Origin of the sequence: Roseibium sp. MMSF_3412 (assembly GCF_030733265.1) — a bacterium.
GTDB lineage: Bacteria > Pseudomonadota > Alphaproteobacteria > Rhizobiales > Stappiaceae > Roseibium.
Window position 1 is genome coordinate 302540 of record NZ_JASHJI010000006.1, and the last position, 22212, is coordinate 324751.

21 protein-coding genes are annotated in these 22212 nt (G+C 59.4%); 16 read left to right on the top strand and 5 right to left on the bottom strand.

All coding sequences use genetic code 11. The features are described 5' to 3' along the window. Positions 1–2: 2 nt before the first annotated feature. Entirely contained in the window at positions 3–1604 is a 1602-nt protein-coding gene (locus RBB49_RS13755) for a peptide chain release factor 3 (protein ID WP_306143391.1), read from the bottom strand. Positions 1605–1786: 182 nt separating this feature from the next. Between RBB49_RS13755 and RBB49_RS13760 the strand changes: the two genes are divergently transcribed. Beyond that, complete coding sequence (locus tag RBB49_RS13760; RefSeq protein WP_306143392.1) at positions 1787–2341, top strand: DUF2585 domain-containing protein; 555 nt, start codon at positions 1787–1789, stop codon at positions 2339–2341. A 218-nt stretch (positions 2342–2559) separates the two neighbouring features. Here RBB49_RS13760 and RBB49_RS13765 read toward each other — a convergent pair whose 3' ends face one another. After that, positions 2560–4194 (bottom strand): di-heme oxidoredictase family protein, encoded by a 1635-nt coding sequence (locus tag RBB49_RS13765; RefSeq protein WP_306143393.1) that lies wholly within the window; start codon positions 4192–4194, stop codon positions 2560–2562. Positions 4195–4668: 474 nt separating this feature from the next. Here RBB49_RS13765 and RBB49_RS13770 point away from each other — a divergent pair, with 474 nt between their 5' ends. Next, entirely contained in the window at positions 4669–4800 is a 132-nt protein-coding gene (locus tag RBB49_RS13770; protein WP_306143394.1) for a hypothetical protein, read from the top strand. A gap of 148 nt (positions 4801–4948) precedes the next feature. Further along, complete coding sequence (locus RBB49_RS13775; protein ID WP_306143395.1) at positions 4949–5071, top strand: hypothetical protein; 123 nt, start codon at positions 4949–4951, stop codon at positions 5069–5071. Here the strand turns inward: RBB49_RS13775 and RBB49_RS13780 are convergent. Continuing rightward, positions 5068–5742, bottom strand: coding sequence for a GntR family transcriptional regulator (locus RBB49_RS13780; protein WP_306143396.1), 675 nt, complete (start codon positions 5740–5742; stop codon positions 5068–5070). The genes RBB49_RS13775 and RBB49_RS13780 overlap by 4 nt on opposite strands. Continuing rightward, positions 5735–6772 (bottom strand): Gfo/Idh/MocA family protein, encoded by a 1038-nt coding sequence (locus tag RBB49_RS13785; RefSeq protein WP_306143397.1) that lies wholly within the window; start codon positions 6770–6772, stop codon positions 5735–5737. Before RBB49_RS13785 ends, RBB49_RS13780 begins: the two co-directional genes overlap by 8 nt. 186 nt (positions 6773–6958) lie before the next feature. On the opposite strand from RBB49_RS13785, the gene RBB49_RS13790 reads away from it, so the two are divergent. The 8 genes from RBB49_RS13790 (at position 6959) to RBB49_RS13825 (ending at position 13992) form a co-directional block, all read left to right on the top strand. Next, the gene (locus RBB49_RS13790) at positions 6959–7972 is read left to right on the top strand and encodes a TRAP transporter substrate-binding protein (protein ID WP_306143398.1); all 1014 of its coding nucleotides are present in this window, start codon (positions 6959–6961) and stop codon (positions 7970–7972) included. Positions 7973–8089: 117 nt separating this feature from the next. Next, entirely contained in the window at positions 8090–8620 is a 531-nt protein-coding gene (locus tag RBB49_RS13795; protein ID WP_306143399.1) for a TRAP transporter small permease, read from the top strand. Then, positions 8617–9900, top strand: coding sequence for a TRAP transporter large permease (locus RBB49_RS13800; RefSeq protein WP_306143400.1), 1284 nt, complete (start codon positions 8617–8619; stop codon positions 9898–9900). The genes RBB49_RS13795 and RBB49_RS13800 overlap by 4 nt, the downstream gene beginning before the upstream one ends. A gap of 13 nt (positions 9901–9913) precedes the next feature. Continuing rightward, positions 9914–10204 (top strand): putative quinol monooxygenase, encoded by a 291-nt coding sequence (locus RBB49_RS13805; RefSeq protein ID WP_306143402.1) that lies wholly within the window; start codon positions 9914–9916, stop codon positions 10202–10204. Beyond that, positions 10201–10998 carry an N-acyl homoserine lactonase family protein gene (locus tag RBB49_RS13810; protein ID WP_306143403.1) on the top strand — a complete coding sequence of 266 codons (798 nt, stop codon included), beginning with the start codon at positions 10201–10203 and terminating at the stop codon, positions 10996–10998. Before RBB49_RS13805 ends, RBB49_RS13810 begins: the two co-directional genes overlap by 4 nt. Further along, positions 10995–12221 carry a 3-oxo-tetronate kinase gene (gene otnK, locus RBB49_RS13815; protein WP_306143404.1) on the top strand — a complete coding sequence of 409 codons (1227 nt, stop codon included), beginning with the start codon at positions 10995–10997 and terminating at the stop codon, positions 12219–12221. Before RBB49_RS13810 ends, otnK begins: the two co-directional genes overlap by 4 nt. Continuing rightward, on the top strand, positions 12218–12865 hold the full coding sequence (gene otnC, locus RBB49_RS13820) for a 3-oxo-tetronate 4-phosphate decarboxylase (protein ID WP_306143405.1): 648 nt from the start codon (positions 12218–12220) through the stop codon (positions 12863–12865). Before otnK ends, otnC begins: the two co-directional genes overlap by 4 nt. An 11-nt stretch (positions 12866–12876) precedes the next feature. Continuing rightward, positions 12877–13992 carry an isocitrate/isopropylmalate dehydrogenase family protein gene (locus RBB49_RS13825; RefSeq protein ID WP_306143406.1) on the top strand — a complete coding sequence of 372 codons (1116 nt, stop codon included), beginning with the start codon at positions 12877–12879 and terminating at the stop codon, positions 13990–13992. A gap of 76 nt (positions 13993–14068) precedes the next feature. Here RBB49_RS13825 and RBB49_RS13830 read toward each other — a convergent pair whose 3' ends face one another. Then, a complete protein-coding gene (locus RBB49_RS13830) occupies positions 14069–15103 on the bottom strand; it encodes a LacI family DNA-binding transcriptional regulator (RefSeq protein ID WP_306143407.1) in 1035 nt (344 codons plus the stop codon). A 202-nt stretch (positions 15104–15305) separates the two neighbouring features. Here RBB49_RS13830 and RBB49_RS13835 point away from each other — a divergent pair, with 202 nt between their 5' ends. The 5 genes from RBB49_RS13835 to RBB49_RS13855 all read left to right on the top strand — a co-directional run bounded on the left by RBB49_RS13835 (position 15306) and on the right by RBB49_RS13855 (position 21409). Further along, positions 15306–16829 (top strand): sugar ABC transporter ATP-binding protein, encoded by a 1524-nt coding sequence (locus RBB49_RS13835; protein WP_306143408.1) that lies wholly within the window; start codon positions 15306–15308, stop codon positions 16827–16829. Positions 16830–16831: 2 nt separating this feature from the next. Continuing rightward, positions 16832–17854 carry an ABC transporter permease gene (locus RBB49_RS13840; RefSeq protein WP_306143409.1) on the top strand — a complete coding sequence of 341 codons (1023 nt, stop codon included), beginning with the start codon at positions 16832–16834 and terminating at the stop codon, positions 17852–17854. 99 nt (positions 17855–17953) lie between these two features. Further along, a complete protein-coding gene (locus tag RBB49_RS13845) occupies positions 17954–18910 on the top strand; it encodes a substrate-binding domain-containing protein (protein WP_306143410.1) in 957 nt (318 codons plus the stop codon). A gap of 83 nt (positions 18911–18993) precedes the next feature. Further along, positions 18994–20049, top strand: a complete 1056-nt coding sequence (locus RBB49_RS13850; protein WP_306143411.1) for a sugar phosphate isomerase/epimerase — start codon at positions 18994–18996, stop codon at positions 20047–20049. 199 nt (positions 20050–20248) lie between these two features. Next, positions 20249–21409, top strand: a complete 1161-nt coding sequence (locus RBB49_RS13855) for a Gfo/Idh/MocA family protein (protein WP_306143412.1) — start codon at positions 20249–20251, stop codon at positions 21407–21409. The last annotated feature ends 803 nt before the right edge of the window (positions 21410–22212 follow it).

Sequence of the window (22212 nt, forward strand, 5' to 3'; positions counted from 1 at the left end):
AGTCACGCCTCGTAGACGATCTCGCGGGTTTCGCGGAACGTCACATCGGGGAATTTCTCAGTCACATGACCGACTTCCCAGGCGTTCTTGAAGAGGAACACCGGCTTGTCGTCGCGATCATTGGCAACCGACATGCGGTGGCCCTCGATGATCTTCTGGAGCGTCTGGCTGTCGGTTTCGATCCAGCGGGCAGTGTTGTAGGGCACCGCTTCGAAACCGATCTCGGTGCCGTATTCGGCCTTCAGGCGATCGACAACGACGTCGAGCTGCAAGGCACCGACGACGCCAACGATCCAGTTGGAGCCGAGATCGGGCTTGAAGATCTGAACAAGCCCCTCCTCGGCAAGATCCTGCAGGCCCTGGCGCATCTGCTTGACCCGCATGGTGTCGGAGAGGCGCACCCGGCGCAGGATTTCCGGCGCGAAGGCCGGAAGGCCGGTAACGTGGATGTTCTCGCCCTCGGTCAACGTGTCGCCAACGCGCAGCTGACCGTGGTTGGGCACGCCGATGACGTCGCCTGGATAGGCCAGGTCGGCGATCTCGCGCTCCTCGGCAAAGAAGAAGATCGGCGCGGACACGGCGATCTGCTTGTTCGCGCGCACATGTTTAAGCTTCATGCCGCGCTTGAAGGTGCCAGAACACAGGCGCACGAAGGCAATGCGGTCGCGGTGCTTCGGATCCATGTTCGCCTGCACCTTGAAGACGAAGCCGGTGACCTTGTCTTCTTCCGGCATGATCGTGCGTCCGCCGGTGGCCGGCTGCGAATGGGGTGCCGGCGCATTGTCGGCAATGAAGTCGAGCACTTCCTCGATGCCGTAGTCGCGCAGGGCGGAGCCGAAAAAGACCGGCGTCAGGTGGCCTTCCAGAAAGCTCTCCTTGTCGAACTCGGCATAGCCTTCCGCGCCGAGTTCCACATTCTCGGTGAGTTCTTCCATGATCCGGTCGAAAACGGTGCCCGTCAGCACTTCGTCCTCAAGGCCGGAAACGTCTTTCGTCTCGGTGTAAGCCCCGCCGCGCTCGCCCTCGGACGTATGGAACTTCTTCTGCTGCCAGTCATAGACTCCGAAGAAGTCGGAGCCCATGCCGACCGGCCAGGTCTGCGGTGAGACGTCGAGCGCCAGCGCTTCCTGGACCTCGTCCAGGATCTCCAGCGCGTGACGGCCTTCCCGGTCGATCTTGTTGACGAAAGTGATGATCGGAATGTCGCGCAGACGGCAGACCTCGAACAGTTTGCGGGTCTGCGTCTCGATGCCCTTGGCCGCGTCGATCACCATGATCGCCGCGTCAACGGCGGTCAGCGTGCGGTAGGTGTCTTCGGAAAAGTCCTCGTGGCCCGGCGTGTCGAGCAGATTGTAGATGATGCCCTTGCGCTCGAAGGTCATGACCGAGGACGAAACGGAAATGCCGCGTTCCTGCTCGATCTTCATCCAGTCGGAGCGGGCGCGGCGGCGCTCACCACGCGCCCTCACCTGTCCGGCCGCCCGGATCGCTCCGCCCGACAGCAGCAGCTTTTCGGTCAAGGTGGTCTTGCCGGCATCCGGGTGGGAAATGATTGCGAACGTGCGCCGTGCTTGAAACGGCGCCGCACCATTGAGGCCAGACATGAAAGTCTCCTGGTCCGTAAATCCGGTGGCGTTGGCGCATTCGCGTCGGTTGAAACCGGTGCGCAACAACACTCTTGGTGGCCGGACGGATTGATGTTTCGTTGGCGCAAGGTCATAGAGGGAATGGCGGTGATTTTCCAGAAAAGAATCGCCTGACGCTCCAGCGATCACGGGAGAAACGTTTGAGCAACAAGAAATGCCTGATCATCGGCCTCCTCATGATTGCGGCAACAGCGGTCATCCTGCTGGCCATGGGCCGCATTCCGGTCTGTGACTGCGGTTATGTTCTTTTCTGGACGCCGGCCGACGATCTTGCCGGCTCGTCCCAGCACATTGCCGACTGGTACACGTTTTCCCACATCATTCACGGCTTCATCTTCTACTGGGTTCTCTGGCTGCTGTTCCGCCGCAACACGGTGGGCGAGCGCGCGCTTGGGGCGATCTTTCTCGAAGCGGCGTGGGAAGTTGCCGAAAACAGCCCCTGGATCATCGACCGTTACCGCGAAGCAACCATAGCCGTCGGCTATACCGGCGACAGCGTGCTCAACTCCGTCTTCGACATCATCTGGATGCTGGCCGGTTTCTTCTTCGCCTGGCGCGTGCCGGTCTGGGTCACGGTGCTTGTAGCCGTCTTCTTCGAACTGCTGGCGCTCTGGGTGATCCGGGACAATCTCACGCTCAATGTCATCATGCTGCTCTATCCGATCGAGGCGATCAGGACCTGGCAGGGCGGATAGCGCCGAAAGCGCCGACCTGCCTGGCGTGTTGTTCGCTCATTGATGCAACAGGCGTAAAACGACCTTCGTGCTTGACGCGACACGTTCCTCATCCTGAGAAAGCGCAATGCGCTGTTTCGAAGGATGGGATCCTTGCTCAGGGACTGCTGCCCGTCTTTCGAAAAAGGCTGAACCTCTTTTTCGAAAAAACATGTGCCCGCGTTGCGGGCACATGCATGTCAGCGCAGCTGCGAGGCAGGCTTGACCGGCGGGATCACACTCACTTCCAGCGCGGCCCTGCGGACGGCGCCCGGCGCGGCGTCCAGCGAGGAGTGTTCCTCCTCCTCCTCTTCTTCCGGGTCCAGATCGATCAGGATCAGGTTTTCCAGAAAGGCGATCAGCGCCGCGCGGTCGTTTTCGGACAGGGCCTCATATGCCAGGCGGCTTTCCTCCGCCTCGCCGCCATGGGCCAGGATGGCCTCCTCCAGCGTCGTCGCGTTTCCGTCGTGAAGCCACGGGCCCGTCGATCCGACACCTGCGAGCGATGCCGTTGGCCAGACTGACGCTCCAAAGCCGTGCACGTCGACTGGATCGCTGAGCCCTTCACCCATGTCGTGACGCTTGAAGTCGGAATACCAGGCTACAAGGGCGGACCCGTCCTCCGCCTTGGGGAATGCGCCGAGATTGACGATCTTGCCGCCGGGAAGTTCAACGTGGTTGTTCGGGGAGTCGCTTGTCAGATCGAACCAGATGGCCGTATCGGTCGCCAGGCCCGCGTCCGAGGTTTTCTGGCCGGATGGAAACACCGCTTCCCGAAAACCATCCTGCAGGCTCGGTTCGCTGAATATCGGTGTGGAGACCTTCATCACGGGCATGTGGCAACCTGTGCATTTCGCTTCAACGAGTTTCTCCTCGCCAAGCTCGATCCGCGCTTTTTCGTCCGGCTCAAGCTGCAGAATTCCGTGGCGGTGAAGCTCCAGCCTGGAAACCGGGCGTTCCAGCGCGGCCATGTAGACAGTCAGTGCCGTCAGATCGCCAACGGACAATTCGTTGGTCACGCCATCGTGGTCTCCGTCGTGACTGCCGACGAGTTCTTCCGCCTGCATGCCGAGTTCATTATGCGCCGCATGGCGCGTGAAGGCGCGCAAGGTTGCGTGCACTCCCTTCCAGCCGAACATCCTGACAACGAGGTCTTCATCGACGCCCTCAATACCGCTGCGGTCGAAATCGGCAACACATGTTCCCGTCTCCCGACTGAGCATCGGTTTCGCCGAGAGCGTGCCGAATTCAACGCTTTTGGCTGTAAGCGCCACCGACACACGGTCGTTGAGATTGCAGGCTTCCTGTTCAAGTTTCGCCTCCGCGGCTTTCAGTTCAGCCGTCATTTCTTCCGCAATGCGCTGAACTGCACCGAGCGCGAACAGGTGCGGCGTATTTCGATGGAGATACTTGGCCGGATCGCCCGAGTGCAGAGGATCGACAATGGCATTGAGCGGGTTCGGACCGGCCCCGTTGGCATACGGAGCGGCATGGCAGGAAATACAGGACTGGGCGACTGGCCCCGCCTCCCGCTTCGGCAGATGGTTGGTCCACTCGCCAAAGGCTTCGAGATCCGCACGCGGCATGCGCGTGAAACGGCGGCCGTCCTGCGAAACCTTCGCGCCCACACCGCGCTCAACCGTAAAGGTTGCCTCCGTCAGTTCATCGCCCGCATCGAACGCGTCTATGAACGCTTTCCCGGGGTCAGCCTTCACCTTCTCGTTCAGAACTGCCTGGTCGAGTTTTTCCGGTTCCTCGGCCAGGCCTGCCCCAGCGGTTCCGATTGTTAGCAAAATCCAGAGAATGCCAGTCTGGCGCGCAGATGATACGGTCATGATTACTGCCCTTATTTTCGGCTTTTCAACAATCACCGATCACGTTTGCGTGAGAATAAGGCGCAAAAAAGTATTACTTCGAAAATTATTACATTAAATTTTTGGAACAAAACCCAATTTCGCGTGTAGCCAAAACAGATCCTATTTTCTTTTTAAAATCAGATACTAAATATTTTCCGCTTCGGAACTTTTTCTGACCGTATTCTTTATCGGAAGCGCAGTGCCCGCGCATGACCGGTCAGACGCTGCCGTAAATCGTGCGCGACTATGTCCTGGCAGGGCGGATAGCCCGGGCATGCATTGACCGCTGAGCTTACCGCTACACTCTCTTCATCCTGAGGAAGCTCAAGAGCGCTGTCTGGTAGGGTGAGGGTGTTGTTTGCATGAGGCGGCGGTGGAGATGTGACGTTCTCTCACCGTCATTCCGGACAATTGAGGCGATGCCGAACGCCGATCTGGAATCCAGAAGTCTGCGTGAGCGAAGCGAACACGAATATCGATACGACCGTCAACAGCCGCGCCTTAAGCCCGAAATACATCTGGTTTCCGGATCGGCGCGCAGCTGTCGCCGCGCTTGTCCGTAATGACGGCGTAGACCTGCGGTGAGCTAGGTGATGGACTCATAAATGAGGCCGAAATGGTTTGAGGCGGCTTGCTTCTCATCAAGGCGCGGAAGCGCAGGAAATGTGCTTCATTTTCAAGCCTTTCGCAACGCCGAGGAGGCGCAAGCCGGTCAAATCCGAAGGACATGGAAATGGCTTCACCCCGTGGCGTCAGCGTGCTTGACCGGGCAGGAAGCCCGCTCCGCACACCCTTCCTGACGGGCTTTCGCCATTTCGCATGCCATTTCAGTCTCATTTATGAGTCCATCACCTAAAGCTGAAACAGCTTGTGTTTCTTGAGCAGTTCTATCAGCACTTCGCGCGCATCGCGGCGGTGGTTGCGGTGGCGTTCGCGCGCGAGGGCCGGGTTGCCCTGCCGGATCGCATCGTAGACGGCGCGGTGATCTTCGTTCGACTTGACCGGCAGCGGGCGGATGAACAGGGTCATGGCGCGCGCGCGCCGGACCTGGTTCGCCATCATCGCGACGATGGTCTCCACCCTGGAGTTGCCTCCGAGCCGAACAAGCTCTTCGTGGAAGGCATTGTCGGCAATAGCCCAGGCTTCCCGGTCCTGCTGCTCAAGCGCGGTTTCCATCGCCTCGATCGACTGCTTCAGGGCTGCAAGCGCGTCCTCGGAATAGTTCTTTTCCGCCGCTTCCTCGGCGGCCAGGCTTTCAAGCTCGGTCAGAACGGCATAAATCTCTTCCATGTCCGTCAGGGACAGGGTCGCAATCCGGACACCCTTTCGCGGGCGAACCTCCAGAAGCCCCTGCTGGGCGAGCATCAGGGTCGCCTCCCGGACAGGCGTGCGCGACATGCCGAGACGGTCTGCAAGCTCGCTTTCCAGGTGATCGGATCCGGCCGCAAGTTCACCATCGAAGATCAGCTGACGGATCTGCTCCATCGCCTGTGTCGTGATTGTCTTCGGCTTCGGCGCTTCAAGCAACGGCAAACTCCCGGATCTTCTGACCCAGCCGGTCAGACTCATAGATCGCCTGTTCTATCGCAATTACCTTCAGATAGTCACTTGCCTCATTTTCCAATGGTTTGCCGTCCAGAAGCCCGTCGACCACATGGCTGATGAGATTTTTGACGCAATCGCCGCCGAAGCCCTCCCATTCCCGTGCAGGAAGCAGGACGCTGTCGTCGAGCGATCCGAAGTGACGCAGATGGACTGACCCGTCTCCGGCAAGCGTCAGGGTTCCGCGCGTTCCTTCAACGAGTGCTTCGCCCAGAGTTGTCCTGCAGTTTTCAGCAGCATGGTCCAGAAGCCGGTTGCCGTCGAAGAGCGCTCGCACACCATCGGCATAGTCGAACACGAAGTACCCGGCGTCTTCTCCCGCGATCACCGGATTGAGTTTCCTCAGGTCGGCATAGACAGCCTCGGGTTCCCCGAGGAGATAGCGGAATGTGTCGACCCAGTGGACGCCGGTCTCGTGGATCAGAAGTTTCGGCATGGTCTGGAAATAGGGCTGGCGGTCGAGATAGGCCTCCGGCCCCTGCCCGTCTCCGGTGCGCAGCCGGAAGGTGAGCTGCAACAGGTCGCCGATCAGATCTTCGTCCAGCGCCTGCCTGATCGCGCGATACCAGGGCTGGAAGCGGAAGTTTTCGTGAACGACAAGAACAACGCCCGCCCTTTCCGCAAGGTCCGCCGCCTCACGTGCTTCGGACAGCGACGTGCAAAAGGGCTTCTGGCAGATGATCGCCCGGACACCCGCTTCAATCGCGGCCCTGATCGCCGGCATGTGGGTTGGCGGCGGCGTGATGATGTCCAGCAGATCGGGGCTCGCCATCCTGAGCATGGTGTCCAGATCCTCGAATGCGGACAGGCCCGTTGCCTTGGCCTTTTCCGGGTCCCGGTCACAGGCACCGACCAGCCTTACCCTTTGCAGTTTCCGCCAGGCTTCATAGTGAAACCGCGCGAAATAGCCGGCTCCCAAGCAGGCGACGCGCAAGGTGTCCGTGCCTTCGACCATCGGTTTCCTCCCCTTCAGACAAGTCTTTTTAGCAGTTCTTTTGAGCCGCTGCCCGCTGTTCCGGCAGTCGTCTGTTGCCTTTCGTGATACGGGAGCCGGGTCGAGTTGACAAGGGATTGGATTACGTATACGCAAATAAATGTGCAAATTGATACGATCTCAAATCCGATCGTGGGAGGAGACCCAATGCTTGACAAGAAATCCCTGAGCCGCCTGTTTTTGAGCGCGGCAATCGTCGTCGCCGGTGCCGGAAGCGCCCTTGCTGTCGAAACGCTTCGGTTCAGCCACACCGACAATCCTGGCGGATCGCGCCAGGCCGCTGCGGAGCTGTTTGCCGAGAAGGTCGCCGAGTACACCGACGGCCGCTACGAAGTGCAGATTTTCCCGTCCGGACAGCTTGCGAACGACCCTAAGGCAATCGAATTGCTGCAGCTTGGCGGCATCGATTTCACGGTGTCCGCGACCGGCAGCTATGCCACGCACCTGCCGTCCCTGAACCTTACCGCCATGCCGTTCCTGGTCGACACCTATGAGCAGGGCTGGGAGCTTTATGACAACTCGGCCTGGCTGCAGGGCGAATTCGAAAAACTGCCGGAAAAAGGGTTCCGCGTCCTGTCGACCTGGGAAGCCGGCTTCCGCAGCTTCACCACCAATGAACCGCTTACGTCTCCAACCGACGCGGAATCCATGAAAATGCGGGTCTTCCCGAACGACATGATCCGCTGGTCCATGGAGGCGATCGGTTTCCAGACGGTCGTGATGCCGATCACCGACGTCTATCTCTCGATCCAGCAGGGCATTGTGAATGGCCAGGAAAATCCGGTCGACACGATCAATTCCCTGAGGTTCTACGAGGTTGCGCCAAACATCACGCTGACCCGGCATGTCTACAGCCCGCTGCCGCTGACCATCGCGGAAAAAACCTGGCAGTCCTTCTCCGATGAAGACAAGGAAGCCGTGCTAAAGGCTGCGGCGGAGTCCGCCACGTTCAGCCGTGACCTTGTCAAAAGCTCGGTCGACAGCCAGCTGACGCAGATGACCGAGGAAGGCGCCAAGGTCAGCGTTCCGGAAATCGGCCCGTTCCGCGAAGCCGTACAACCGGTCTACGCGAAGGCGAAAGACGTCTATGGCGCGGAAGCCGTCGACAACATCCTTTCCGACGCTGCGGCCATCAGGGAAGCCCTTCCGGCACAGAACTGATCGGGAAGATGGTCGGCTCTCCCAAAAACGGCCGAAGAGCCCTTCGGAGAGTTGACCTGACGGATTGACTGGCCGGAACCTGATTGGTTCCGGCACTTTTCAAAAAAGAGAAGTCCCTTGGATTACCGAGATCATTATCCGGCTGTGCTGCGCTGGCTCAGCCACCTGGTGGACGTGTGCCTCATGCTTGGCGGTTTTTCCATCGTCACGCTGGTTTTCTGCAATGCATCGCTGCGCGGTTTCGCCGGCTTCGACCTGGCATGGTCGCTGGAAGTCACCAGCTTCCTCTTGCTCTGGAGCACGTTCATCGGCTGCGCTGCCGCTGTCGCCCGGGGCGCGCACATGCGCGTGACGGAAATCGTCGAACGTCTGATGCCCCATCGCGGCCAGCGCGTGCTCTCGATCGCCATCGACGTCATTATCGCGATTCTGCTGATGAGCCTGATCTACACCGGATACAACATCTCGGTTCATACCTGGGCGCAGAAAACGACGGTTCTTTATTGGCCGGTCGGGCTTTTATATGCCTCCATGCCGGTCGGCATGACACTCACCCTGATTTTCCATCTCTTCAACATGGTGTTCGACATTCGCAATCCTGTCGTTCCCCACGCGACCCATTCTGACGGTGGTGAGGCGCTGCTATGATCCTGCTTTTTGTTGTTGCCGTTTTCCTGACAACGGTTTTTCTTGGCATTCCCCTGGTCTGGGCCATCCTGATCACGGCTGTTCTGCCCATCATCGTGTTTGATCTCGGCTATCCCCTGCAGGCGCTGTTCCTGAACTTCATCGGCGGGGTCGAACCAAACCACTTCCTTGCCATTCCGCTGTTCATCGTCGCGGGTGAAATGATGAGCCGCGGCGGTGTCGGACTGCGTATCATCGGCTTCGCCCGGGCCGCGTTCGGTTTCATGGCCGGCGGGCTCGGGATGGTCGTCGTCGGCGCATCAATGATCTTCGGCGGCATTTCCGGATCGGCGATTGCCGACAGCGCGGCCATCGGCTCGGTCATGATCAAGAACATGTCGCGGGAAGGCTACAACACCGCATTCGCGGCCGGGCTTGTCGCGGCAGCCGGCACCATCGGTATCATTATCCCACCCTCGATCCCGATGCTGATCTACGGTTTTGTCGGAAATGTCTCGGTCGCGGACCTGTTTCTTGCGGGCATGGTTCCCGGTATCCTGTTCGGCGCCATGTTCATGGCCGTCTGCTACTATGTCGGCAAGACCAGCAAATGCGACCCGGGCGGACGCACCACCACCCTGCAGGAGCTGACAAGCTCGTTCATCGGCACGGCCCCGGCCCTTTTCATGCCGGTCCTGATCCTGGGCGGAATCTTCACCGGCTGGGTCACGCCGACCGAGGCCGCGGCCCTTGCCGTTGTCTACGGTCTGTTCGTCACCACTGTCGTCTACCGGGATTTCAAGCTGAGAGACCTGCCACGGCTCCTGGTCGATTCCTTTGTCACCAGTTCGGTCGTTATGGTCGTGATCGGTGCAACAACCGTTCTCGGCTGGCTGATCACGCTGGAACAGATGCCGCAGATCCTGGTGGGCTTCGTTCAGGATTTCTCCAGCGGACCTTGGATGTTCCTGCTCCTTGTCAACATCGTCCTGCTCGTGCTCGGGCTCGTGCTCGACCCGGTGCCCGCCATCCTCTTGACCGCGCCGCTGTTCCTGCCGACCGCCAAGGCCTTTGGCGTCGACCCGGTCCACCTCGGCGTCATCATGACCTGTAACGTCGCCGTCGGTCTCTTTACACCTCCTGTCGGCGCAACCCTCTACGTCGCCTCAAGGATCTCGGGCGTTGGCGTCTTGTCGATCGCCCGCAACATGGCGCATCTCTATCTCGCGGCCATCGCGGCCCTTCTTGCTGTCACCTACCTTCCCTTCGTGTCGATGGGTATGGTCTACTTGTTCCGATAGGGAGGAATGACAGGTGTTTGCAGTTACAGTCCGATTTCAGATCAGGGACGGGATGTTCGAAACGTTCATGCCCCTGATGCTCGAAAACGCCAGAGCCTCGCTCAGCGAAGAGGCGGGTTGCCATCAATTCGATGTCTGTTCGGATCCGGACAGACCCGGCGAGGTCTTTCTTTACGAGATCTACGACGACGCCGAGGCCTTTCAGTTGCATCTCAAGTCGCCGCATTTTCTCAGCTTCGATGCGCAGGTTTCACCCATGATCGCGGAAAAGTCCGTAGCGACCTATTCGAAGGTGAGTTCATGACACCGTGGGAAGTTTTTGCCGTCAAATATGCGGACCGGAATGAGCGGACGCGGAAGGACAGCTTTCTTTTCGATGACGACCATCACCTGCCGCACGACATGGACTACTTCATCTGGGTGCTCAGGCGGGGAAACGAGATTGTCCTCGTGGACACCGGATACGACCAGGACGAGGGGGACCGGCGCGGACGTCCGGTTAGGCTGAACCCCGTCGAGGCGCTTGCGCCACTCGGAATTGAACCTGAAGCGGTCACCACCATCATCGTCACCCACCTCCACTATGACCATGCGGGCGGACTGAAACACTTTCCAAACGCCACCATCCATCTGCAGGCGGCGGAAATGGCCTATGCGACCGGTCCGTGCATGTGCCATGGAACCCTGAAAGCGCCGTTCACCGCCGACCATATCTGCGAGGCGGTCCAGCGGCTCTATTCGGGCCGTGTCGTCTTTCACGAAGGCGAAGGCGAGGTCCGGGAAGGTGTCACCGTTCATCATACAGGCGGTCACAGCAAGGGACTTCAGGCGGTTCGCGTTCTGACCCAGGCCGGCTGGATGTGCCTGGCGTCGGACACGTCGCACTACTACGAGAATTTCCTGGACGCGAAACCGTTCCCGATCGTGGTCGATCTGGACGACATGCTGCAGGGCTTCCAGACGATTCGAAAGCTGGCAAGTTCCGACAGGCTCGTCGTGCCCGGGCATGACCCGCTGGTGCGGGAACTCTTCCCCGCGCATGGCCCGGATCATGTCATCCGTCTCGACGTCGGCCCGCAAAAATGGATCAAGTCATGAAGCTTGGTGTCATTGCAGACGATTTCACCGGCGCATCCGACATCGCGCTGACGCTGTCCGAAGGCGGCATGCGGACGGCCCAGTTCGTCGGTATTCCCAAGCGAACGCCCGATCGTGACATTGAGGCAGGCGTTGTCGGTCTGAAATCACGGACGATACCGGCCGCTGATGCCGTGGAAAGCTCGCTCAAAGCCTGCGACTGGCTTGTCAGCCAGGGCTGCACGCAGATCGTGTTCAAGGTCTGCTCGACCTTTGATTCAACGGATGACGGCAATATCGGTCCGGTCGCTGCCGCGCTCGCAGAGCGTCTCGGCGAGACCCGCGTGCTGGTCTGTCCGGCATTTCCGGAAAACGGGCGGACGGTTTACCAGGGGCATCTCTTCGTCAAGGACAAGCTGCTCAGCGAAAGCGGGATGCAGAACCATCCGCTGACACCGATGCGCGATCCCGATCTGCGCCGTGTTCTCGCCAGGCAGACCGACTGGCCGGTCTCGCACCTGTCAACTTCTGACCTTGGCAAAGCGGAAAGTCTGCCGGCAGAGATGCTGCCGGAAAGGTCCATGATCATCGCTGATGCGATCACGAATGACGACCTCTTCGCGATCGGGCACGCCGCGAAGACCAGAAAACTGGTCGTCGGCGGATCGGGTATCGCACTCGGCCTGCCCAACAATTTCGGAGCCGTGCACGGCAAAAGCGGTTGGCAGGGACATGACGGCAAGGCGGTTGTGCTTTCCGGGTCCTGCTCGATCGCCACGCGTGAACAGGTCGAAACCTTCAAGACCAAGGCTCCGAGCCGGGAGCTTGCCGCGTCCGACATCATGGAAGACAGGGTGTCCCTCCAGGAACTTGTCGAGTGGACGCTGCAGCAGGACACCGCGCCGCTGCTTTATTCCTCTGCCGAACCTGAAGCGGTCGCGGCCGCGCAGGAAAAATACGGCAAAGAGGAGAGTTCTGAAGCCGTCGAGCGGCTGTTCGCCAACCTTGCAGCGGCGCTCTCACAGTCCGGCGTATCGCGGATTGTCGTCGCGGGTGGCGAAACCTCCGGTGCCGTTGTTTCCGGTGTGTCCGCGGAGACGCTGGAAATCGGTCCGCGCATAGCGGCCGGCGTACCCGCGCTGAAAGTGGCCGAAAACGAGCTTCTGCTTGCGCTCAAGTCCGGCAATTTCGGAGGGCCGGACTTCTTCGGCGAAGCGCTCTCGGTTTTGGGGAGCCGCTCATGAGCGAAATCGCGAAGACACGGGAACAGATTGCACTTTACGCAAAGTCCTTGTTCGACAGGGGACTGACGCACGGGTCGACCGGCAATATTTCCGCTAGACTTTCCGATGGCAGCCTTCTGGTCACGCCGACCGGGTCTTCCATGGGCTTTCTCGACCCGGCCCGCATCAGTCAGATCTCGGAAAAAGGCGAACTCCTTTCCGGGGACAGGCCGACCAAGGAAATTCCGCTTCATGCGGCGTTTTACGAAACACGGCACCAGACCGGTGCGGTCGTGCATCTGCATTCCTGTCACTCGGTTGCTCTTTCCCTTCTGCCCGAAATCGACCCCGACAATGTGCTTCCTCCCCTGACCGCCTACGGGATCATGCTCCTTGGAAAGGTCCGCCTGCTCCCGTTTTTCGTACCAGGAGACCCGGCCATGGGCGAAGCCGTGCGCGGACTGGCCGGAAAACACGCGGCCGTGCTGCTTGCCAATCACGGGCCGGTTGTTGCCGGCAAGACACTGGAAGCAGCCGTAAATGCGATGGAAGAGCTTGAAGCCAGTGCTAAACTCGCGTTGCTGTTACGCGGCGCAAATGCTACCGCCCTGAATGAGGACCAGATCAATCAGGTCGTGACCCGGTTTGACGTTGAGTGGACTTGAGGACTTAAAAAATGAGAATTGCCCTGATCAAAGGCGACGGCATCGGCGTGGACGTATCCGAAGCGGCCATGGCCGTGGTCGAGTCCGCACTGCAGAAAACGGGACATGCCAAACCAACCTATGACGAGATCCACGCAGGTGCCGGCTACTTTCGGGACACAGGCCGCGATATCGAGGCTGATGGCGAAAAGCGCGCCGAAGACGCCGACGCGATCTTTCTCGGAGCGATCGGTCTGCCTTCGATCCGGCATCCGGACGGCACCGAGATTTCACCGCACCTGAGACTGCGTGATGCGTTTGGTCTCTACGCTGGCGTCCGGCCGGTCAAGGCCTATCCCAATGCACCCCAAAGGCTGGCAGATCCGCGTGCATCCGGCATCGATCTCGTCATCTTGAGGGAATCGACGGAAGGCCTGTTTTATTCGGCAGCGACCCACAATCGCAGTCTGGTGGTCAATGACGACGAGGTGCAGGACATCCTCAGGATCACCCGCGAAACCACGACCAAGTTGCACGAATTTGCGTTCAACCTCGCCCGCAAGCGCCGCGAACGCGGAACCTCCGGCAAACTGACCTGCGTCGACAAGGCCAATGTCTTCACCTCCCTCGCCTTCTTCCGGCAGCTCTTTGACGAGGTCAGGGAAAGGCACCCGGATATCGAGGTCGGCTACAACTATGTCGACGCACAGGCGCTCGACCTGGTGCGCAAGCCCTGGGAATTCGACGTGCTGGTGACGGAGAACATGTTCGGCGACATCCTGTCGGACCTTGCCGGCGGTCTGGTTGGCGGCATGGGAATGGCAGCCTGTGCGGAGATCGGCGATCACGTTGGGCTGTTCCAGCCGGCACATGGCAGCGCACCTGACATCATGGGCCAGGACAAGGCCAACCCGCTTGCCGCGATCCTCAGCGGCGCGCTGATGCTTGATTACTTGTCGGAAAAGCTGGATCAACCGGCCTTGGGCGATGCGGCGGATCTGATAAATGCGGCCGTTGATACCGGTTTTTCGCAAAATGCCCTGAGACCGATGGAGTTCGGCGGCGACATGGGCACCCGCGCGGTGACGGAGCAGATCCTGGCAACAATTCAGGACACCTCCCGGGCTCGCAGCAGCGCCAGCGCCTAGTCACCTGAATCTGAAGTTCGACTCATTTTGCAGTGGGCTTCGAACGAGCTTCAAATTCACCTCACCAGACGTTCCCTCAAGTCCGCTTTCTAGCAACCCCGGCGCAGCTTTCGCGCACGATGAGATCCCCATGCAGAAGATGTGACCTGGTTTCCAGCGACCGGTTCGCCAGCCGGTCGAGAAGAATGTTCATGGCCTTTTCGCCGATACGCTGCCGGGGTTGACGGATGGTTGTCAGTGCCGGTGAAAAGTTGCTCGCAAAGGGAATGTCGTCGAACCCGAGCACGGAGAAATCCTCCGGCACCCGGTAGCCGCGCAGTTGCAGGGCCGAAATCACGCCAATGGCGGTGTTGTCGTTGAAGCAGTAGAACGCCGTCGGCAGGTCATCCTTGATGAACAGCCTTTCGACGGCCGCACGGCCGCTTTCGCTCGTGCCGTCTCCATCAACGCGCCAGTCCCGAAGGACTTCGGGCGATTCCTTCAGACCCAGGCAATAGCCCTCGTGCCTGAGGTCGCTCCGGATATCGGCCCGCCCGCCGGAGATGAAGGTGATCCGGCGATGACCGAGCGAGATCAGATATTCGGTCGCCATCTTGGAAGCAGCAACATCGTCCACGCCAATGTAACTGATCTCGGAATTGTTGACGGGGCGCTCCGTGGCGACGATTGGCGGCAGCGTCGTCAAGGGCGTTTTCGGTTCGCCTGCGACCGGTATGTGACCGGTCAGGAGAACAAGTCCGTCGGCCATGCCTGTCGACAGAAAGCGCAGGTAGTTCTGCTCCAGGCCCGTGGTTCCCTCGGTGTTGCCGATCAGGACGCCGTAGCCGCGGTCATTGGCTGCCTTTTCCAGACCGGTCAGGATGCCGGCGAAATTCGGATCGGCAATCGATGACGCGAGCACCAGGACCATCTTGGATCGCTGCATGCGCAGGTTCTGCGCCATCGCGTTGGCGGTGTAACCGGTGCGCGCAATCGCAGCCGTGACTTTCTTGCGTGTGCTCTCGGCGACCTTCTCCGGCGAGCGCAACGCCCGACTCACCGTCGCGATGGACACACCCGCAAGCTTTGCAACATCTTCGATTGTCGCCGGACGGTCCACCGGTTCGCTCATTTAACGATCCCTGTCGCGCTGCGCCTTGCACGTCCTTAAGTGCATGAAATTCAACATACTCATTGCTGTATATAGCCTGAACTGATTCATGAAAAGGTTTACAAATGGAAATGTAAAGGTTTACATCGCTGATGAAAACGTTTACACGAAAATTATCGCGCCGGTATGAAACAACAACCAGGGCGCATGGGAGGATCACCAGATGGAAGTCGCTACGTCCGCTTCGGCGGCGGTGATTGAAGCTGTCAATATCAGCAAATCATTCGGGCCCGTACCGGTTCTGTTCAGCGTCAGCATGGATGTGCGCGCCGGGGAAGTGCACGCGCTGATCGGTGAAAACGGCGCCGGCAAGTCCACCCTGATGAAGATCCTTTCCGGGTTCCATGATCCGACGTCCGGCCAGATCCGCCTGGACGGAAAGACGGCCGTGCTGCCACCGAACGGAGGCGCGGAACAACTCGGCATCGTTCTCATTCACCAGGAACTCAACCTCGCCGAACAGATGACGGTCGAGGAAAACGTGTTCCTCGGAAGAGAAACCCGTTCGCGCGGATTTCTGGACCGGGCAGGCATGCGCCGGGCGGTACAGACATATCTGGACGAGATCGGTCTCGACATCTCGCCGGCGGACCGGATTTCCGACCTGACGATCGCCCAGAAACAGATGGTCGAAATCGTGAAGGCTGTCAGCCGCAATGCGCGTATCCTGATCATGGACGAGCCGACCGCCGTGCTGACGGAGGAAGAAACGGATGTTTTCTTCCGGCAGGTTGAAAAACTGAAGGCGGGCGGTGTCGGCATTGTCTTCGTTTCCCACAAGCTCAACGAAGTGAAAGCGATTGCCGACCGGATCACGATCCTGAGGGACGGCCAGTGGATCGACACGCGTCCCTCACAGGATCTGACACCGGACACGATGGCGCAAATGATGGTCGGCCGCGAATTGTCGGACCTTTACCCGCCCATGCACGAGGCGGACGTGGATGCAGACCTGGTTCTGGAAGTCGACAACCTGAAAGCCCCTGGTGTTCATGGTGTGAGTTTCGGCTTGCGCAAAGGCGAGATCCTCGGCTTTTCCGGCCTGATCGGTTCCGGACGCACGGCGGTCTTTGAAGCCATTTGCGGGCTTGCCCCCATCGAGAGCGGAACAATCAGCCTGTACGGACAGGAAGTGGCTGCCATGACCGTTGCCAAGGCACGTGACGCCGGTCTTGCCTACCTGACAAAGGACCGGAAGGAAAAGGGGCTGCTTCTCGACAAGAAAATGCAGCCGAACCTGACACTGTTCGCCTTGCCGAAATTCGTGAAGAACTTCGCCGTGAACCAGAGGGCCGAGGAAAAGGCTCTTGAGCGCGCCATTCGCCGCTTCGATGTGCGCGCACGCGATCCCAATGTGACCGTCGGAAAGCTCTCAGGCGGCAACCAGCAGAAACTGCTGCTTGCCAAGATCATGGAATGCGATCCGAAAATCGTCATCATCGATGAGCCGACGCGTGGCATCGATGTCGGCACCAAGCAGCAGATCTACCATTTCATCGCCGCCCTTGCCGCCGAAGGCGTTTCGGTCGTCGTGATCTCATCGGAAATGCCGGAGATCATCGGCATCTGTCACCGGGTGGCGGTGATGCGCGAAGGACAGATAACCGGCGTCCTGACCGGCGATCACATCAACGAAAACGAAATCATGCGCTACGCCGCCGGGCTGAAACGGGAGGAACTCCATTGACCATGATGACCGCATCTGAAGACGGAGAGGCGAAAGCCGCCAAAAGGGTCGCCGTCGACTTCAAGACGCTCGGCCCTGCCCTCGCCCTGTTGCTGCTTTGCGTGATCGGCTACCTGCTCAATCCGGCTTTTGCCAGCGAAGGCAACCTGACCAACCTGCTGACCCGTTCCGCCTTCATCGGCATCATTGCGGTCGGCGCGACCTTTGTCATTACCGCTGGCGGCATCGATCTGTCCGTCGGCTCGATGGCAGCGGCCATTTCCGGCGTCATGATCATTGTGATGAACAATGCGGTGGAAACGCTCGGCACCGGGGTTCCGACAGTCCTGCTCGGGTGCGGGCTTGCGATCCTGCTCGGGATCGGCGCCGGCTGGATCAACGGCGCGCTGACCACCAAGGGCAAGATAGAAGCGTTCATCGTCACGCTCGGCACCATGGGCATCTACCGCTCGCTGGTGACCTATTTTGCCGATGGGGGAACCCTGTCGCTGAATTTCGACATCCGCGGAACCTACCGCCCGGTCTACTACGACAGTTTTCTGGGTCTGCCCTTCCCGGTCTGGGTGTTTATCGGCGTCGCCATCTGCGGCTGGCTTTTGTTGAACCGGACCGCGTTCGGACGCTACTGCACCGCGATCGGGTCGAACGAGGCGGTCGCGAAATACTCGGCCATCAATGTCGACCGCGTGAAGACGCTGACCTACATCATCCAGGGTCTGTGCGTCTCCTTCGCAACGATCATCTATGTGCCCCGCCTTGGATCGGCCTCCGCATCCACCGGCGTTCTTTGGGAACTGGAGGCGATTGCGGCCGTCATCATCGGCGGTACCGTTCTGAAAGGCGGCTATGGCCGGATCGGCGGCACGATTCTGGGTGCGCTCATCCTGACAACGATCGGCAACATCTTGAACTTCACCGACATGATTTCGAACTATCTCAACGGAACGATGCAGGGCCTGATCATCATCGTTGCGGTGCTGCTGCAGCGAAGTGACTGGAAATTCGGCAAGACACCCAAAACCTGACGTTCTGATTTCAACCCATCGGGGTCCGTCCCCCGCAAAGAACCGGTTCGCACCGGACGGGAAAGGTGCGTCCGATCGGAAGCAATTGAGGAGGAAACAATGCTCTGGAAAACAACACTCGGCATGATGGCGGTCACAAGCATGCTGGCCTTTGCCGGCCCGGCTGCCGCCGAAGACAAGATCAAGATCGGCGTCAGCTACCCGACACCGACCCATGCCTGGGCAGCCGGCATGAACTGGCATGCCGAACAGGCGGAAAAACGCCTTGAAGCGCTTCACCCGGATGTGGATCTGATTCTGGTCAACTCATCCGATCCGGGTGCGCAGGCAAGCGCCCTTGAGGATCTCGTTTCTGTTCACCAGATCGACGCCCTCGTGGTCCTGCCGTTTGAGTCGGAGCCGTTGACCGATCCGGTTCTCAACGTGAAGAAATCGGGTGCCTGGATCACCGTCGTCGACCGTGGCCTCAGCCAGCCCGGCATCGAGGATCTCTATGTTGCCGGAAACAACCCGGAACTTGGCCGCGTTTCGGCGCAATACATGAAGGGCCGCCTGAAGGACGGCGACAATATCGTCGTTCTGCGCGGCATTCCGACCGTCATCGACAATGAGCGCTTCGACGCCTTCATGGCCGAGATCGAAGGCTCGGGGATCAACGTGCTGGATCACAAGCATGCCAACTGGAACCGCGACGACGGCTTCGAGGTCATGCAGGATTTCCTCTCGCGCTTTCCGGACATCGACGCCGTCTGGGCTCAGGACGATGACATCGCGATCGGTGTCGTGGCGGCGCTCAAGCAGGCCGGCCGGGACGGCAACGGCATGTTCGTCGTCGGCGGCGCGGGCATGAAGGAGATCATCAAGGGCATCATGGATGGCGATGAACTGATCCCGGTCAATGTGCTTTATCCGCCTGCAATGATCGCGACCGCCATGGACGCGACCGTCAATGCGGTGAAGTCGAACGGACCGGTCGCGGGCCGCTACATTCTCGGCGCAACCCTGATCACCCGCGACAACGCCGAGAGCTACTACTTCCCGGATTCTCCGTTCTAAGCACCGTCACCAACCTGGCCGGGGTCTTCTGCGATGGGATCCCGGCCCTTTTTCTATCAGCTTGCCGGTCACGGGAGACCATCATGAAAACCATCAAGGGCCCGGCCCTGTTCCTTGCGCAGTTCGCCGGCGACGAAGCCCCGTTCAATTCCTGGGACAGCATCACGAAATGGGCCGTCGACTGCGGCTATGCAGGCGTGCAGATACCCAGCTGGGACAGCCGCCTGATCGACCTGTCCAAGGCTGCCAGTTCCATGTCCTACTGCGACGACCTTGCCGGGCAAGCGAGAGAAAACGGTGTCGAGATCACCGAACTGTCAACGCATCTCCAGGGACAACTGGTGGCCGTACATCCGGCCTATGACACCGCGTTTGACGGGTTTGCCGCGCCCGAGGTCCGGGGCAACCCGGCCGCCCGGCAGGCCTGGGCCGTGGATCAGGTCAAGCTCGCGCTGGCCGCAAGCCGCAACCTGGGCATCGGCGCGCATGCGACCTTCTCCGGCGCTCTTGCCTGGCCCTATCTTTATCCCTGGCCGCAACGGCCGGCAGGTCTCGTTGAGACGGCGTTCGACGAACTGGCCAAACGCTGGCGGCCGATCCTCGACTATGCGGACGAAATGGGGGTCGATGTCTGCTACGAGATCCATCCGGGCGAAGACCTGCATGACGGGATCACATTCGAGATGTTCCTCGACCGCGTGGATGCGCATGCGCGCTGCAAGATGCTCTACGATCCGTCGCACTATGTGCTTCAGTGCCTCGACTATCTCGACAATCTCGACATCTACAAGGACAGGATCGGCATGTTTCACGTCAAGGACGCCGAGTTCAATCCGACGGGCCGCCAGGGCGTCTACGGCGGTTACGCGCCCTGGGTGGATCGCGCAGGCCGGTTCCGGTCCCTCGGAGACGGGCAGGTCGATTTCGGCGCGGTCTTCTCCAAGATGGCCGCCAACGATTTTGACGGCTGGGCTGTTGTCGAGTGGGAATGCTGCCTGAAACATCCGGAAGACGGTGCACGCGAGGGAGCGGCCTTCGTGAGGGATCAAATCATCAGGGTCACTGAAAAAGCCTTTGACGATTTCGCAGATGGCGGTACCGATGATGCAGCCAACAGGAAAATGCTGGGCATCGACTAGGTCATGCCCTTTTGAAGAAATCGGGGGCGTCATTGCCGCGGATGAATACCGGAACCAAAAGACGCCCCGGTCCGTTTCGACGGATCGGGTGTGCATGTCGCCTCCCGGACGATTGCCCCGGAAACGGTTTCTCTATAGAAATGTAATCGATTACAGAATATCTATCCGCAGGCGCAGGGAACAGAATTGGAGGAGCAGAATGGCCATTGAAGGAAAAGACAATCCGCAGTCGAAACCCATCCGTCTCGGCATGGTCGGTGGTGGCAAGGATGCCTTTATCGGCGCGGTTCACCGCATCGCGTCAAGGATCGACGGGCGCTATGAACTGGTCGCCGGCGCGCTCTCCTCAACGCCGGAAAAGGCCCTGGAATCGGGCCATGCTCTGGGACTGAAGCAGGATCGGATCTATGCTGACTTCGAGGAAATGGCCAAACGCGAGGCGCGCCTGAAGGACGGCATCGAGGCAGTGGCCATTGTCACACCCAACCACGTCCACTATCCGGCAGCGAAGGCTTTCCTGAAACGCGGCATTCACGTGATCTGCGACAAGCCGCTGACGTCAACTCTGGCCGATGCCAAGAAACTGGTCAAAGCGGCTGAAAGCTCCGACGCGCTCTTTTTTCTGACGCACAATTACACCGGCTACCCGATGGTGCGGCAGGCGCGCGAGATGGTTCAAAGCGGCGATCTCGGCACCATCCGCGTGATCCAGGTCGAATACCCGCAGGACTGGCTGACCGTCGAACAAAGCAACAAGCAGGCGGACTGGCGCACCGACCCGGCAAGATCCGGCGCGGGCGGATCGACCGGCGACATCGGCACGCATGCCTATAATCTCGCCTGCTTCATCACCGGCCAGTCTGCCGAAAGCCTGGCGGCGGATCTGCAATCCTTCGTGCCCGGACGCCAGGTGGACGACAATGGCCACGTCATGCTGCGCTATGCAAGCGGTGCACGCGGCATGCTCTGGTGCTCCCAGGTCGCACCGGGCAACGAGAACAATCTCAAGATCCGTGTCTATGGCGACAAGGGCGGCCTGGAGTGGCACCAGGAGAATCCGAACTACCTTCATGTCACCCCTTTCGGCGAACCGAAACACATCGTCACGCGCGGAGGAGCCGGGATGCTGGACAGCATCGCCCCGGCAACCCGCATCCCGCCGGGCCATCCGGAAGGCTATCTGGAGGGGTTCGCCAATCTCTACAAGGACGCGGCCGATGTGATCCGGGCCCGTCAGGCAGGCACCGAGATGACGTCGCTTGTGCCGGGCATCAGTGACGGTCTTGCCGGTGTCCAGTTCGTTGATGCATGCGTCAGATCTTCTGCGAGAAACGCGGCCTGGGTGAAACTGGGCGGCTGAAGCACCTGCGTCCGCTGCCAAATGGCACGGACCGCACCTGGTGTGACATCCCGATAGAAAATGTCCGCCCGCAAGCGAGACCGGATACGGTTCGTTTGCGGGCGGCCCCGTGTCGGGCCGCGTGTCACATGCGATTCATTTGGAAGGCAATCGGCAGCCCAAGATCGTTTTCCGGTTGCATTGGACGGCTGCATCGCACGCCTGGAATGTGTCCTTTACGCCGCCGCGCAAATTGCAACCTGCATACAACCAAACTAAATTTTGATTGATTCATTTAATGGAAAAGAGCCTGAAAAAAGACTTACGGAATGTCCAGTCCGGGCTGCCGAGAGTTTAAGCAAATATTAAATAACAATCGCCCATCGGACATCAAATCAAATAAAACAACATCGTCATTTTTCTCAATAAAAACAATATCTTCATGATTTTCTCCGATTTGTGATTTTTACTTGTGATACTTGAGACAGATTTTTTTCAAAATATCGTATGTTTTTCGCCTCATTTGATCAGATTTTTCGTCAAATTGTCGCGAATACATTAAAGCCACAAGAACAAATCACCCACCAAATCGCTTGGACACGATCACCAATAATGCCGAAGCGCACTTCGGCGTAGCGGGCCTTTTTATGCCTGATCAGGGGAGCCAAGCATGCCGACGACAAGATCGACCACCGTTCCGGCCACCGTCTTCACCATAGACGGCGAGACAACGTTTTCAGGAAACAGGGGCGACTATCTTGATGCGGGCAATGCGGCGGCGCTGTCGCTTGCGGCCGGCACCATCGCGCTGACCTTCAACGCGG

Bases quoted from the DNA above. Each gene is read 5' to 3' on its own strand.
- RBB49_RS13755 (WP_306143391.1), bottom strand. From the start codon at position 1,604: ATGTCTGGCCTCAATGGTGCGGCGCCGTTTCAAGCACGGCGCACGTTC.
- RBB49_RS13765 (WP_306143393.1), bottom strand. From the start codon at position 4,194: ATGACCGTATCATCTGCGCGCCAGACTGGCATTCTCTGGATTTTGCTA.
- RBB49_RS13775 (WP_306143395.1), top strand. From the start codon at position 4,949: ATGGCTTCACCCCGTGGCGTCAGCGTGCTTGACCGGGCAGGAAGCCCG.
- RBB49_RS13785 (WP_306143397.1), bottom strand. From the start codon at position 6,772: ATGGTCGAAGGCACGGACACCTTGCGCGTCGCCTGCTTGGGAGCCGGC.
- RBB49_RS13790 (WP_306143398.1), top strand. From the start codon at position 6,959: ATGCTTGACAAGAAATCCCTGAGCCGCCTGTTTTTGAGCGCGGCAATC.
- RBB49_RS13800 (WP_306143400.1), top strand. From the start codon at position 8,617: ATGATCCTGCTTTTTGTTGTTGCCGTTTTCCTGACAACGGTTTTTCTT.
- RBB49_RS13810 (WP_306143403.1), top strand. From the start codon at position 10,201: ATGACACCGTGGGAAGTTTTTGCCGTCAAATATGCGGACCGGAATGAG.
- otnK (WP_306143404.1), top strand. From the start codon at position 10,995: ATGAAGCTTGGTGTCATTGCAGACGATTTCACCGGCGCATCCGACATC.
- otnC (WP_306143405.1), top strand. From the start codon at position 12,218: ATGAGCGAAATCGCGAAGACACGGGAACAGATTGCACTTTACGCAAAG.
- RBB49_RS13825 (WP_306143406.1), top strand. From the start codon at position 12,877: ATGAGAATTGCCCTGATCAAAGGCGACGGCATCGGCGTGGACGTATCC.
- RBB49_RS13830 (WP_306143407.1), bottom strand. From the start codon at position 15,103: ATGAGCGAACCGGTGGACCGTCCGGCGACAATCGAAGATGTTGCAAAG.
- RBB49_RS13835 (WP_306143408.1), top strand. From the start codon at position 15,306: ATGGAAGTCGCTACGTCCGCTTCGGCGGCGGTGATTGAAGCTGTCAAT.
- RBB49_RS13840 (WP_306143409.1), top strand. From the start codon at position 16,832: ATGATGACCGCATCTGAAGACGGAGAGGCGAAAGCCGCCAAAAGGGTC.
- RBB49_RS13845 (WP_306143410.1), top strand. From the start codon at position 17,954: ATGCTCTGGAAAACAACACTCGGCATGATGGCGGTCACAAGCATGCTG.
- RBB49_RS13850 (WP_306143411.1), top strand. From the start codon at position 18,994: ATGAAAACCATCAAGGGCCCGGCCCTGTTCCTTGCGCAGTTCGCCGGC.
- RBB49_RS13855 (WP_306143412.1), top strand. From the start codon at position 20,249: ATGGCCATTGAAGGAAAAGACAATCCGCAGTCGAAACCCATCCGTCTC.